Source organism: Bacillus sp. 007/AIA-02/001 (genome assembly GCF_004634455.1).
Classification (GTDB): Bacteria; Bacillota; Bacilli; order Bacillales; family Bacillaceae_G; genus Bacillus_A; species Bacillus_A cereus.
In genome coordinates this window covers 36,046-49,444 of sequence record NZ_SEIY01000009.1, presented here as the reverse complement: position 1 = coordinate 49,444, position 13,399 = coordinate 36,046, and the positions used below count along the sequence as shown (strand labels likewise).

The following is a 13,399-nucleotide window of genomic DNA, read 5'->3' as shown; positions in this document are numbered from 1 at the left end:
AGGAATGAAACTAGTTGGATAAAAAGAGTTCTTCAGTTGTTTCCGTCGTTTTTTCGTGTTACCATTAAGCGAATTTTTCATAAGGAGAGAAAGCGATGAAATGGATTTATTTTCTTATTATTAACATTATAGCTTTTAGCCTTATGGGGCTTGATAAACGAAAAGCGAAGAAGAAACAGTGGAGAACGCCAGAAAGTACGTTGTTTTTATCAGCGGCAGCTGGGGGAGCAGTTGGAGCTTGGATTGGCATGTATATGTTTCATCATAAAACTCATAAAAAGAAATTTGTTTTCGGCATACCGTTACTTGTTGTAATAACGGTATGTTTATTATTCGTTGTATGAGAAATGTCGAAAGAAATGCAGATTGATTATTGGTAAAGTGAGCATGTGAGACCGTATAATGGAGAAAAAATGAGAAGAGGAGAAAAAGGAAGATGGGGAGTCAATCAGCAGAGCAAAAAAAAGGGATACTATATGCGGCTGGTGCTTACACGATGTGGGGAATCCTACCGATTTATTGGAAATGGGTTGAGGAAGTTCCAGCAGATGAAATATTAGCACACCGCATCGTTTGGGCGTTTGTTTTTATGTTACTCGTATTAGGTGTTACGAAGAGGTTTCGCCAGTTTATTGGGGAATTTGTGAATCTTTTTAAACGACCTAAATTATTAATGTCATTAACAATAGCTTCAGTCTTGATTAGTGGAAACTGGTTTGTTTACATATGGGCCGTTAATCATAATCATGTTATTGAAGCGAGTCTTGGCTATTATATTAATCCGCTTATTAGTATTTTACTTGGTACAGTCGTTTTAAAGGAAAAGTTAAACTTCTGGCAATATGTTGCAGTTGGTTTAGCTGGAGTGGGGGTTATCATTTTAACAGTACGTTTCGGGGCTATCCCGTGGGTTTCTTTATCACTTGCCCTTTCATTTGGATTATACGGATTAACGAAAAAATTGTTAAACTATGATGCGACAATTGGACTTACGATGGAAACGATGTTAGTAACGCCGTTTGCGATTATTTATCTAGTAATGACAGGAGTACATGGTTTCGGCTCATTTGGCTCTATCTCAATGTTATCGACATTACTATTAATAGGAGCGGGTATTGTTACAGCTCTACCACTTTTTTATTTTGCAAAAGGAGCCCAACTTATTCCGCTTTATATGGTAGGTTTTTTACAATATATTGCACCAACAATTAGCTTAATTTTAGGTGTATTCGTATTTGGTGAACATTTCACATCTACTCATATGATTGCATTTTTCTGTATATGGGTTGCATTATTTGTATTCTCGGTAGCGAAGACTAAGTTTTTAGTGCAGAAACAACCGAAATTTATAAAAAATAAATCAGCAAAAGTATCATAATGCGTAGTATTTTCTACGCATTTTTCTTTATACTGATACTATATAGGATTTCCATTATAGCTAGTAAGGAGCTGAGAACATGGAAACAATTTTACATAATGATCCGCTTATGGCAGCTGTAATTTCATGGTTTTTAGCACAATTAACGAAAGTAGTCTTTAAATTAGTTAAAACAGGTGAATTTGATTTTGCAAAGTTTTTTGCTTCAGGTGGGATGCCAAGTTCTCATGCTTCAACAGTTACAGCGCTTGCTACAGGAGTTGGAGTAGTGGAAGGTGTGGAAAGCTCGATGTTTGCGGTTGCTACTATTTTTGCCATTATTGTTATGTATGATGCTTCAGGAGTAAGGCTTGCAGTAAGTAAACAAGCAAAAATATTGAATGACTTTTTTCACGGTAGAGAAACAGAATATAAGAAGTTAAATGAACTTGTTGGGCATACACCGTATGAAGTAGTAGTCGGTGCTTTATTAGGAATTATTGTCGGAGTAGGGTATTGTTTATGAGCAGAACATTTTATATGTTCTGCTTTTCTTTGTTTTTATACATATTCAGCTACCTTTTTGAATATCGTTATACGGATTTCGAAAGGGTGGGTGAGTAACTTGTTATTATATGAAAAAGTGCATGAAGAAATAGCGAGAAGAACAACTGCACTTCAAACAATGCAACGGCAAGATGGTACGTGGCGGTTTTGTTTTGAAGGAGCTCCATTAACAGATTGCCATATGATTTTTTTATTAAAATTATTAGGTAGAGATAAAGAGATAGAACCGTTTGTGAAAAGATTAGCATCACTTCAAACAAATGAAGGAACATGGAAATTGTATGAAGATGAGGTGGGAGGTAATTTATCAGCTACCATTCAATCTTATGCCGCCTTACTTGCATCGGAAAAATACACAAAAGAAGATGCGAATATGAAGCGAGCGGAAATGTTTATAAATGAGCGCGGTGGGGTAGCACGTGCTCATTTTATGACGAAGTTTTTATTAGCGATTCATGGAGAATATGAATATCCTTCTCTTTTTCATTTGCCAACACCAATTATGTTTCTGCAGAATGATTCCCCTCTCAGTATATTTGAATTGAGTAGCTCAGCACGTATTCATTTAATTCCGATGATGTTGTGTTTAAATAAAAGATTTCGAGTAGGGAAAAAGTTATTGCCAAATTTAAATCACATTGCAGGCGGGGGCGGAGAATGGTTTCGAGAGGATCGGTCTCCAGTTTTTCAAACGTTAGTAAGTGACGTGAAGAAAATTATAACGTATCCACTTTCTTTGCATCATAAAGGATATGAGGAAGTAGAACGTTTTATGAAAGAGCGTATTGATGAAAATGGAACATTATATAGCTACGCAACTGCCTCGTTTTATATGATTTATGCTTTACTTGCATTAGGACATTCTATTCAATCACCAATTATTGAGAAGGCTATAATGGGAATTACATCTTATATATGGAAGGTGGAGAGAGGGAGCCATTTGCAAAACTCTCCATCAACTATATGGGATACAGCTTTACTCAGTTATGCTTTGCAAGAAGCTCAAGTTCCGAAAGTAAGTAAAGTGATTCAAAATGCATCAGCATATTTACTAAGAAAACAGCAAAGGAAGAAAGTAGATTGGAGTGTACATGCACCGGATCTCTTCCCGGGTGGTTGGGGCTTTTCGGATGTGAATACGACGATTCCAGATATTGATGATACAACTGCTGTGTTAAGAGCATTGGCGCGAAGTAGAGGGAACGAACATGTAGATAATGCTTGGAAGCGAGCGGTTAATTGGGTTAAAGGATTGCAAAATAATGATGGTGGTTGGGGAGCTTTTGAAAAAGGGGTAACGAGCCGTATATTAGCAAATTTACCAATCGAGAATGCAAGTGATATGATTACAGATCCTTCTACACCAGATATTACAGGAAGAGTGCTAGAATTTTTTGGGACGTATACGCAAAATGAATTGCCCGAGAAACAAAAACAAAGTGCGATAAATTGGTTAATGAATGTACAGGAAGAAAATGGATCGTGGTATGGGAAATGGGGAATTTGTTATATATATGGTACGTGGGCAGTGTTGACTGGTTTACGGTCACTAGGAATACCATCTAGCGATTCATCATTGAAACGAGCCGTTTTATGGCTTGAACATATACAGCATGAAGATGGTGGCTGGGGAGAATCTTGCCAAAGTAGTGTGGAAAAAAGATTTGTTACTTTGCCATTTAGTACACCATCCCAAACAGCATGGGCGTTAGATGCCCTCATTTCTTACTATGATAAAGAAACGCCAGTTATTCGAAAAGGTATTTCATATTTGCTCTCCAACCCTTATATAAATGAAAAATATCCTACTGGAACAGGTTTACCAGGTGGGTTTTATATTCGTTATCATAGTTATGCTCATATATATCCGTTGCTTACTTTGGCTCATTATGCAAAAAAATATAGAAAATAAACCGAGAGATGTCTCTCGGTTTATTTTGTTGGGTAGTAGGTCCCTTTTGAAAAGAATAAGGTTGTGATGTACCTTATTTTTCGGTTGATTGGCGCTTTTGACGTGCATCAGCGGCATTTGCACGTGCGTTTGCTTCTAAGTCATTGTGGTCAGCGAGTTCGCGAGAGAACTCAACATCAATGCCATCAGTTGTTTTGCTTTGTTTGAAATTTTTTTTATTCATTCGACACAATCTCCTTGCAATTTATCCCGCATAACGGGTAGTAAAACTCCCACCTTAAAACTCAGATGGAACAAAGAAGCTAGGTGGGAGATTAAATGCCCGATTGGTTCAACTAATAATCAGTGGGGGATGAACAAACTTCCCACTGATTAAAGTTTCACTTTATGCGACGTTGCAAAGTTAGTTTGACACAAATAGACTTTTTTATACAAAGAGGAGTTGGAAAGTAAAAAGCCGAAATATACAGTATAAGTAATAGAAATGGGGGATAGGAATGGAGTTTTTAAATGGGAAAACAGCTGTTGTAACAGGAGCTGCACAGGGAATTGGAAAAGAGATTGCAAGGGTTTATGCAAAGCTAGGGGCGAAAGTATTAATTAGCGATGTAAATGAAGAGACGCTACAAAAAACGACACGTGAGTTATCAGATGAAGGATATGAAGTGTGCTCATATCGATGTGATGTGAGTAATCAAAATGAAGCAAAGTCGTTAATTGAATATGCGGTTCAAAAATTTGGTACATTACATATTTTGGTGAATAATGCTGGAATTACAAGAGACGCAATGTTACATAAAATGGAGAAATCTGCTTGGGAACAAGTATTACAAGTGAATTTAACTGGTGTTTTTTATTGTATGCAACCAGCACTTCTTTATATGAGACAACAAGGATATGGAAGAATTATTAATATTTCTTCTATAAGTAGAGAGGGGAATATTGGACAGGCAAATTATGCTGCAACGAAAGCTGGAGTTGTAGGATTAACGAAAACAGCAGCGAAAGAAGTTGGAAGTTTCGGTATTACTTGTAATGCGATTTGTCCGGGGTTTATGGATACAGATATGACCAAAACGATACCAGATAAAGTGAAAGAAAAGATGGTTGGCGCTATTCCAGTTGGTAGAATTGGAACGCCAGAAGATATTGCGAACGCAGCAGCCTTTTTAGCATCAGAATACGCATCTTATATTACAGGTGAAGTATTAAATGTGAGCGGAGGACTGCAAGTTTAAAGGAATACATAATGAAAAGAACCTGACCGGATAGGTCAGGTTCTTTTCATTAATTTAAGTTAAGCCAAACGCTCTTTACTTCTGTATAGTTATTTAATGCATAAGATCCCATTTCACGGCCAAGACCAGATTGTTTAAATCCTCCAAATGGAGATGCTGCATCAAACACGTTATAACAGTTTACCCACACTGTACCTGCACGTACTTTACTTGCAACATAGTGTGCTGTTTTAACATTTTCTGTCCACACACCAGCCGCTAAGCCGAATTGTGATTTATTTGCACGTTCAATTACTTCATCAATATCGTTAAATGGTATTGCAGAAATAACTGGACCGAAAATTTCTTCTTTTGCGATCGTCATTTCATCATTTACGTCAGCGAATACTGTAGGAGAAACGAAGTAGCCTTGATCGAATGGATTACTTCCTCCGCAAAGTACTTCAGCGCCTTCTTCAATCCCTTTTTCAATGTAGCCCATTACACGTTTTTGTTGTTCTTCAGAAACGAGAGGACCAATTGTTGTTTCAGGGTTAAGACCGACACCTTGATTTAGTTTTTTAGAATAGAGGACGAGATCAGCCATGACATTATCATACATTTTCTTCGGAACAAATAAGCGTGATCCAGCAGAGCATACTTGTCCTTGGTTAAACATAACACCAGAAAGTGCACCAGGAATCGCGCGAGATAAATCAGCATCCGGCAAGATGATATTTGGTGATTTACCGCCTAACTCAAGTGTAACGCGTTTTAATGATTCGGATGCTTGTCGCATAATTTGTTTACCGACAGGAGTAGAACCGGTAAATGCAATTTTATCAACGAGTGGATGATTAACGAGAGCTTGTCCAGCTGATTCACCGAATCCAGGTACGATATTAATAACACCTTTCGGGAATCCAGCTTCTTCAATTAATTCAGCTAAGTATAGAGCAGATAGTGGAGTTTGTTCTGCAGGTTTTAAAACGATTGTACATCCTGTAGCAAGCGCTGCTCCCATTTTCCACATTGCCATAAGAAGCGGGAAGTTCCAAGGAATAATTTGACCAACGACACCAACAGCTTCATGGCGTGTATAGTTAAAGTAATCACCGGAAACAGGAATTGTTTGACCAACGATTTTCGTAGCCCAGCCAGCGTAATAGCGCATATGCTCAATTGCAAGTGGGATGTCTGCTGCCATTGTTTCACGGATTGGCTTTCCGTTATCTAATGTTTCGAGCTGTGCGAGCTCTTCTTTATGTTCTTCCATTAAATCAGCTAACTTGTACATGAGACGGCTTCGCTCAGCAGTGCTCATACGAGACCAAGGACCTTCGTCAAAAGCCATACGAGCTGCGACTACAGCTTTATGAATATCTTCGCGACCAGCTTCAGAAACGACGGCAAGTGTTTCACCAGTTGCTGGGTTAGGTGTTTTAAATGTTTTGCCGGAAGCGCTTTCAATGAAAGATCCATTCACATATAACTTTTTTGTACCTTGAAGAAACTTCTCTACCTTTTCATGAAGATTTACAGCTAGTTGACTCATTGTATAACCCCCTTGAAAATATAATGTAAACGCAGTACGAGACGGCGCTTATTCCGAAATCAAGGATGTGGAAACTAGATGGAAAGCCTCTAATTAAAATCATAATTAAGAAATACTGAAAATTCAAATTTCATTTGTGTTACAATTGTAAAAAATATGTAATGTAAGAGAATCTTCTATATGATTATAAAAAAATCCTGCTTGTTTTTGCTTTCTAGTAGGAAAAACTAGAAGAACAATGGTACAATAATACATCGTGAGAGGAGGGGTAAAAATGAAAGATTATCATGATGATCCACGCTTTCGAATAGCCCATAGAGAAGCGTTAATTGGTCTTGGACTTGCTATTATTAATTTTATAATTTGGTACGGATTTGCTTATGGGCTTGGTAGTAAAAATCCGAATGAATATACATATGTATTAGGTTTTCCCGCATGGTTTTTTTATAGCTGTATCGTTGGATTTATCGTTATGGTTATTTTACTTAGTTTAGTTGTTCGTTTTGTATTTCAAGATATTTCACTCGATGAGGAAGAAAAAAGTGAGGAATAATAGATGAATTGGTATGTAATCATTCCAATGATAATTTCGTTTATCGTTGTATTTTTAATTGGTGTATATGCTTCAAGACGCGTGCAAGCAACTGCTCATAATAAATTTTTGCAAGAATATTTTCTTGGTGGGCGTGAGCTAGGCGGTTTATTATTAGCGATGACAATGATTGCTACGTACGGTAGTGCAAGTAGCTTTATTGGTGGCCCTGGTATTGCTTACAATATGGGTCTTGGATGGGTACTGTTATCTGCGATTCAAGTTGTAACAGGGTATATCGTTTTAACGGTTATCGGTAAAAAGTTTGCAATTATCGCTAGGAAGATGGAAGCAATTACTCTTATCGATTATTTAAAAGGGAGATACAATAATAAAGCAGTTGTTATACTTTCTGCGTTATGTATTATTATCTTTTTATTTTCAGCGACAGTAGCCCAGTGGGTCGGTGGTGGACGATTAATTGAGTCACTAACGGGGCTATCGTATACAACAGCACTATTTTTATTTACTTTTTCTGTACTTGTGTACGTATTAATTGGTGGATTTCGTGCAGTTGCTCTATCAGATACATTATTAGGAATCATTATGTTAGTTGGAACAACAATCATTTTAATTGCTACTGTCATTGCTGGTGGTGGAATTGAAAAGATTATGCAGGAACTTGTTCAAATTAATCCAAAGTTAATTACACCATTCGGAGCAGATGGCAGTTTAACGAAATCATATGTTACATCATTTTGGATTTTAATTGGAATTGGCGTTGTCGGTTTACCGCAAATTAGCGTGCGTGCCATGTCTTATAAAAATTCAAAAGCGATGCACCAAGCTTTAATAATTGGAACCGTTGTCGTTGGCACAATTATGATCGGTATGCATTTAACAGGTGTATTTGCAAGAGTAGTACTTCCAGGTATAACGGTACCAGATAAAGTAATGCCGCTACTTGCGATGGAAGTGTTGCCACCTTGGTTAGCTGGAGTTTTCTTAGCTGCACCGATGGCAGCGATTATGTCTACAGTAAACTCTTTATTATTACTTGTAAGCTCGTCAATTATTAAAGATATATACGTAAATTACATAAATAAAGATGCAGCAGACAGTACGATAAAAAAAGGAAGTTTGTGGATTACGGGTATTGTAGGACTACTCGTTTATGCAGCGGCAATTAAACCACCAGATTTTTTAATATGGCTAAATTTATTTTCTTTCGGTGGATTAGAAGCAGCATTCATTTGGCCAATCGTATTAGGGTTATATTGGAGGAAAGGAAATGCTACAGGAGCGCTTGCGTCTATTTTAGTTGGGGTAGGCTCATATATGTGTATTCATCTTTTCTATCCAAATCCGTTCGGTATACATACAGTTGTCTTCCCGATTTGTTTTGCGTTTATCGCTTACATCATTGGAAGTATGAGTGCTGTAAAAAAAACAGTATAGGTTAGCTGAAGAAACGTAGTCCTTATAAGACTGCGTTTTTTTGTGTGAATTTGTTCATTTTTTATTCTGTATATCCACGGTTATTCATAAATTAATAACAACTGAGGGGATGGAGTTGAGGTCGATGAAAAAAGTATTATTTTTAGGAGACCCAGGCATTGATGACTCTTTAGCAATTATGTATGGATTGTTGCATCCTGATATTGATATTGTTGGTGTAGTAACGGGATATGGAAATGTAACACAAGAAAAGGCGACAAGTAATGCCGCATATTTATTGCAAATGGCAGGACGGGAAGATATACCTGTTATTAATGGTGCGAAAATTCCTTTATCCGGAGATATTACGACGTATTATCCAGAAATTCATGGGACAGACGGTTTAGGGCCAATTAAACCTCCAAAAACTTTTTCACCAAATATAAAGCCTTTTTGTACATTTTTTGATCTTCTTGAAAAATATAAAGGAGAATTAATAATAGTCGATGCTGGTAGATCAACAACATTAGCGACAGCATTTATTTTAGAAAAGCCGATGATGAAGTATGTGAAAGAATATTATATAATGGGCGGTGCTTTCTTAATGCCTGGCAATGTAACACCAGTCGCAGAGGCGAATTTTCATGGTGATCCCATTGCGTCACAATTAGTTATGCAAAATGCCAAAAATGTAACATTAGTGCCACTTAACGTTACATCTGAAGCAATTATTACACCGGAAATGGTAAAATATATTACGAAACACTCTAAAACGAGTTTTAATAAGTTAATCGAGCCGATATTTACGTACTATTATAAAGCTTATAGAAAGTTAAATCCGAAAATAAAAGGAAGTCCAGTACATGACGTCGTTACAATGATGGTTGCGGCAAATCCATCCCTTTTAGATTATGTATATCGTCGTGTCGATGTAGATACAGTTGGAATTGCAAAAGGAGAGAGTATTGCTGATTTTCGGCCTCAACCTGATGCAAAAGCATTAAAAAATTGGGTGCGAATTGGTTGGTCGTTACATTATAAAAAGTTTCTTGAGGATTTTGTGAAATTTATGACGTAGACATAATAGGAGCATACAAGTTAAAATAATGGAGATGGTTATTTAAATGACCATCTCCATTATTTTGTTTTTAAATGATAAATAGAGAAGAGTTACACAATAGGAGAGGAATTTTACTTGAAAAAAACTATAGTATGCGCAGTAATTGTGGGTATTTTTGTTTTGCTAATATCGGGTAACTTTTTAGTGAAAAAAGTGTGGAGTTCAAATAATGATGATGCACAGTATATTGCATCTTTTATTGAAGAACATAAAGATGAAAAAAATAGTGCGCTTCTAGTAAAGAGAAATGATAAAGTTGTTTATTCTGTAAACCCAAATGTTGTATTGCCAGTTGCTAGTACGATGAAATTAATTGTGGCGCTTGAATATACGAAACAAGTTACTGAAGGGAAAATTGATTCTTCTAGTTTCGTGTCGATTAATGATGTGAATCGTTATTATGTGCCGAATACAGATGGTGGTGCACAAGATAGATGGCAAAAGTATTTGGAGAAGACGGGCAAGATAACTGAAGGAGCGGTTTCTTTAGAAGAAGTGGCAAAAGGAATGGTTAAGTTTAGTTCGAATGCAAATGCTGAATACTTAATGGAATTGTTAGGATTAGATAACATCAATCGAAATTTACAAAGTTTATCACTTCCTGCACATCAACCACTATTTCCAATCGTTTCATCTTTGTATATCCCGGGATATTTGCATAAAGAATTACATGTTCCAAAATATAAAATAGAGAAAAAGTTAAAAGAAATGTCTCAAGAGCAATATCGTGAATATGCGATGATTATTCATGAACGCTTAAAGAAGAAGGGACCATTATTACAGAAGGAAATTCCGCTTTATTTAGAGGAACGTTACGACAAAATTTGGTCAGATAGATTACCAGCAGCTTCTGCAAATGATTATATGGTATTACTTCAAAAGGCAAACCATAAAGGTGGCTTGACAGAGGCTGAAGAAAAAGTGTGGGCAAATATCGTTGAAACAGACATGAGTGCCAAGAAATACCGTAAAACATTCAGACATGCGGGGCAAAAGAATGGTTACACACCATGGACGGTTACAAAAGCAGTTTATGCTATGGATAAACGTGGAAACTGTACAGAAATTGTGTTTTTGGCGAATAATTTAAATGAAGACGATAGTGCAGAAATACGGAAGCATTTAGCAAACTTGCATTTCCAAGTGTTGCAAAGTGATAAGTATGATGCGACTTTTATTAAATAAACTCGGTGCAGAGAGCACCGAGTTTATTTTTATGTACAAGCACTTTTTTTCTATCTCTGGGTATGATGGGTAGTAATACTTAGGTGAGAGGGGAAAAGGTGATGAAACAAAGTAAAGAAGAGTTTATAAAGAGTGAAGGCGCTGATTTCCCTGGGAAAACATATGTGGATTGTGTATTACAACATGTATTTGATTTTCAACGAAATTACTTATTGAAAGATATGTTTCAAGTGCATAAAGCACATATTACGATGCTGACGGAAGAAAATTTAATGAAAAAGGAAGAAGCTAAAGTTATATTACACGCATTAAAAAAGGTAGAGGGAATTCCAGAAGAGCAATTGCTCTATACAGAGCAGCATGAAGATCTCTTTTTTTTAGTCGAACATTTAATTTCTCAAGAAGCGAAATGCGATTTTGTAAGTAATATGCATATTGGTAGAAGTAGAAATGATATGGGCGTAACGATGTATCGCATGAGTTTAAGGCGATATGTATTACGATTAATAGAACATCATTTGTTATTGCAAGAAAGTGTACTGCAACTTGCTGCTGATCATAAGGAAACGATCATGCCAGCTTATACACATACACAACCAGCACAGCCAACAACATTTGGTCATTATACGTTAGCAATTTATGATACGATGCAAAGAGATTTAGAACGAATGAAAAAAACGTACCAGCTTTTAAATCAGTCTCCAATGGGGGCGGCTGCACTCTCTACAACAAGTTTCCCGATTAAACGAGAACGAGTTGCTCATCTACTTGGATTTACAAATGTAATTGAGAACTCATATGATGCTGTTGCTGGAGCGGATTATTTATTAGAAGTTAGCTCGCTACTTATGGTAATGATGACGAATACGAGTAGATGGATTCATGACTTTTTGTTGTTAGCAACGAAAGAATATGACGGTATTACTGTTGCAAAGTCATATGTACAAATCAGTAGTATTATGCCGCAAAAACGAAACCCGGTTTCAATTGAACATGCTCGTGCAATTACGAGTAGTGCTTTAGGAGAAGCATTTACAGTATTTCAAATGATTCATAATACACCATTTGGTGATATTGTCGATACGGAAGATGACTTGCAGCCATATTTATATAAAGGGATTGAAAAGGCAATTCGTGTTTTTTGTATGATGAATGCAGTGATCCGAACGATGAAAGTAGAAGAAGAAACGTTAAAAAGTCGTTCCTATAAACATGCAATAACGATAACGGATTTCGCCGATGTTTTAACAAAAAACTATGGAATTCCATTTCGGCATGCTCATCATGCAGCAAGTGCTATTGCAAATATGTCATTGGAGCAGAAAAAAGAACTACATGAATTACACTTCAAAGAGGTAAATATGTACTTGCAAGAACATTTTAAAATAAATTTATTAGAAAAAGAGTGGAAAGAAATTATATCGCCAGAAGCTTTTATTCAAAAAAGAAATGTATACGGTGGACCGAGTAAAAAAGAGATGGAGCGCATGATCAAAAATCGAAAAGAGTCATTTCAAAAAGAAGAAGATGTATTTGAAAAGGAAAAACAGAGAATTTTACAAGCTGAAAATGCTTTGAATACATTAGCTTTGAATATTATTGAATCGTAAAAGAGGGATTTGATGAATTAATCGCCAATACTTAATTAAACTATGAATAGAGAGAAGAGATTGTCGATGATTCAATTACATGTATATGAAGAGATTTTTCATTTTAAAGAAGATGTTACACCATTTCTAGAAAAGAATGAGCAGGAAAACAATCTCATATTAGGTGTATTACAAATGGTCCAAGAACCGATATTTATGGGGATAGCGAAACAAGGAGAAGAAATTGCGGTTGTATTTCTGCAAACAGAAGAGAAGAAACAAATCATTGTTGCAACTTCTGAAATTGCGGGAGTAACTATTGAGGAACTTGCAAAAGAATTAACGAAAGTATATCCGGATATTCCTGGATTGATCGGTAATAAGAAAATTGTACAGAAATTAGCGGAAGAGATTGCCGTATTAGAAAATAAAAAAACGAATGTTGCAATGGAGCAAGGTGTGTATGAGCTGAACAGAGTAAAGAAGAAGTGTAATGCGAATGGACTTTTCCGAGCGGTAAATAATGATGAATTACCATTAATAGAACAGTGGATATATCAATTTTGTGAAGACGTAAAGCTTCCTACTACGAAAGAAGAAGCAAAACAAACTGCGTATACATTAATAATTACAAATCGACTGTTTGGTTTGGAAGTAGATGGGAAACTCGTTTCTGTAGCTGCAAAAACGAGACCAACTAAAAATAATATAACAGTCAATTTTGTATATACGCCGAAAGAAGCAAGGAAAAAAGGGTATGCATCTCATTGTGTAGCAGCACTTAGTCAACGTATGTTAGATGAAGGCTATCAGACGACTACGTTATATACTGATCTAGCGAATCCGACATCTAATAAAATTTATCAAGAAATTGGTTATGAACAAATTGCGGAATCTGTGCTCATATTTTTAGAGAAGTAAAACAAAA

General features: G+C 36.3%; 13 protein-coding genes. 11 read left to right on the top strand and 2 right to left on the bottom strand.

What is annotated here, in order from left to right:
* Positions 1 to 95: 95 nt before the first annotated feature.
* The 4 genes from ES895_RS17810 to ES895_RS17795 all read left to right on the top strand — a co-directional run bounded on the left by ES895_RS17810 (position 96) and on the right by ES895_RS17795 (position 3,836).
* Entirely contained in the window at positions 96 to 344 is a 249-nt protein-coding gene (locus tag ES895_RS17810; protein WP_000871346.1) for a DUF1294 domain-containing protein, read from the top strand.
* Positions 345 to 436: 92 nt separating this feature from the next.
* Entirely contained in the window at positions 437 to 1,378 is a 942-nt protein-coding gene (gene rarD, locus ES895_RS17805; RefSeq protein WP_000535537.1) for an EamA family transporter RarD, read from the top strand.
* A 79-nt stretch (positions 1,379 to 1,457) separates the two neighbouring features.
* The gene (locus ES895_RS17800) at positions 1,458 to 1,883 is read left to right on the top strand and encodes a divergent PAP2 family protein (RefSeq protein ID WP_000447820.1); all 426 of its coding nucleotides are present in this window, start codon (positions 1,458 to 1,460) and stop codon (positions 1,881 to 1,883) included.
* 99 nt (positions 1,884 to 1,982) lie between these two features.
* Positions 1,983 to 3,836: a terpene cyclase/mutase family protein gene (locus tag ES895_RS17795; RefSeq protein ID WP_048568313.1), complete on the top strand. Its 1,854-nt coding sequence runs from the start codon at positions 1,983 to 1,985 to the stop codon at positions 3,834 to 3,836.
* A 73-nt stretch (positions 3,837 to 3,909) separates the two neighbouring features.
* Here the strand turns inward: ES895_RS17795 and ES895_RS17790 are convergent, their stop codons facing one another.
* The gene (locus tag ES895_RS17790) at positions 3,910 to 4,059 is read right to left on the bottom strand and encodes a YfhD family protein (protein ID WP_001035818.1); all 150 of its coding nucleotides are present in this window, start codon (positions 4,057 to 4,059) and stop codon (positions 3,910 to 3,912) included.
* A 274-nt stretch (positions 4,060 to 4,333) separates the two neighbouring features.
* On the opposite strand from ES895_RS17790, the gene fabG reads away from it, so the two are divergent.
* Positions 4,334 to 5,074, top strand: a complete 741-nt coding sequence (gene fabG, locus ES895_RS17785) for a 3-oxoacyl-ACP reductase FabG (RefSeq protein WP_000395043.1) — start codon at positions 4,334 to 4,336, stop codon at positions 5,072 to 5,074.
* Between the two features lie 49 nt (positions 5,075 to 5,123).
* On the opposite strand, the gene dhaS is transcribed toward fabG, so the two are convergent.
* The gene (dhaS, locus tag ES895_RS17780) at positions 5,124 to 6,608 is read right to left on the bottom strand and encodes an aldehyde dehydrogenase DhaS (protein WP_000080279.1); all 1,485 of its coding nucleotides are present in this window, start codon (positions 6,606 to 6,608) and stop codon (positions 5,124 to 5,126) included.
* A 274-nt stretch (positions 6,609 to 6,882) separates the two neighbouring features.
* Between dhaS and ES895_RS17775 the strand changes: the two genes are divergently transcribed.
* From ES895_RS17775 to ES895_RS17750, 6 genes are all read left to right on the top strand, one after another.
* Positions 6,883 to 7,161, top strand: coding sequence for a YhdT family protein (locus ES895_RS17775; RefSeq protein WP_000656239.1), 279 nt, complete (start codon positions 6,883 to 6,885; stop codon positions 7,159 to 7,161).
* 3 nt (positions 7,162 to 7,164) lie between these two features.
* Entirely contained in the window at positions 7,165 to 8,598 is a 1,434-nt protein-coding gene (gene panF, locus ES895_RS17770; RefSeq protein ID WP_001104819.1) for a sodium/pantothenate symporter, read from the top strand.
* Between the two features lie 124 nt (positions 8,599 to 8,722).
* Complete coding sequence (locus ES895_RS17765) at positions 8,723 to 9,655, top strand: nucleoside hydrolase (RefSeq protein WP_000756459.1); 933 nt, start codon at positions 8,723 to 8,725, stop codon at positions 9,653 to 9,655.
* Between the two features lie 117 nt (positions 9,656 to 9,772).
* Positions 9,773 to 10,882 carry a serine hydrolase gene (locus tag ES895_RS17760; protein ID WP_000751366.1) on the top strand — a complete coding sequence of 370 codons (1,110 nt, stop codon included), beginning with the start codon at positions 9,773 to 9,775 and terminating at the stop codon, positions 10,880 to 10,882.
* Positions 10,883 to 10,983: 101 nt separating this feature from the next.
* Positions 10,984 to 12,492, top strand: coding sequence for an argininosuccinate lyase (gene argH / locus ES895_RS17755; RefSeq protein WP_000813964.1), 1,509 nt, complete (start codon positions 10,984 to 10,986; stop codon positions 12,490 to 12,492).
* Between the two features lie 66 nt (positions 12,493 to 12,558).
* The gene (locus ES895_RS17750) at positions 12,559 to 13,392 is read left to right on the top strand and encodes a GNAT family N-acetyltransferase (RefSeq protein ID WP_000615375.1); all 834 of its coding nucleotides are present in this window, start codon (positions 12,559 to 12,561) and stop codon (positions 13,390 to 13,392) included.
* The last annotated feature ends 7 nt before the right edge of the window (positions 13,393 to 13,399 follow it).

Excerpts from the sequence above, each read along its gene's own strand:
- ES895_RS17810 (WP_000871346.1), top strand. The coding sequence starts at position 96 with ATGAAATGGATTTATTTTCTTATTATTAACATTATAGCTTTTAGCCTT.
- rarD (WP_000535537.1), top strand. The coding sequence starts at position 437 with ATGGGGAGTCAATCAGCAGAGCAAAAAAAAGGGATACTATATGCGGCT.
- ES895_RS17775 (WP_000656239.1), top strand. The coding sequence starts at position 6,883 with ATGAAAGATTATCATGATGATCCACGCTTTCGAATAGCCCATAGAGAA.
- panF (WP_001104819.1), top strand. The coding sequence starts at position 7,165 with ATGAATTGGTATGTAATCATTCCAATGATAATTTCGTTTATCGTTGTA.
- fabG (WP_000395043.1), top strand. The coding sequence starts at position 4,334 with ATGGAGTTTTTAAATGGGAAAACAGCTGTTGTAACAGGAGCTGCACAG.
- ES895_RS17790 (WP_001035818.1), bottom strand. The coding sequence starts at position 4,059 with ATGAATAAAAAAAATTTCAAACAAAGCAAAACAACTGATGGCATTGAT.
- ES895_RS17800 (WP_000447820.1), top strand. The coding sequence starts at position 1,458 with ATGGAAACAATTTTACATAATGATCCGCTTATGGCAGCTGTAATTTCA.
- dhaS (WP_000080279.1), bottom strand. The coding sequence starts at position 6,608 with ATGAGTCAACTAGCTGTAAATCTTCATGAAAAGGTAGAGAAGTTTCTT.
- ES895_RS17765 (WP_000756459.1), top strand. The coding sequence starts at position 8,723 with ATGAAAAAAGTATTATTTTTAGGAGACCCAGGCATTGATGACTCTTTA.
- ES895_RS17750 (WP_000615375.1), top strand. The coding sequence starts at position 12,559 with ATGATTCAATTACATGTATATGAAGAGATTTTTCATTTTAAAGAAGAT.
- argH (WP_000813964.1), top strand. The coding sequence starts at position 10,984 with ATGAAACAAAGTAAAGAAGAGTTTATAAAGAGTGAAGGCGCTGATTTC.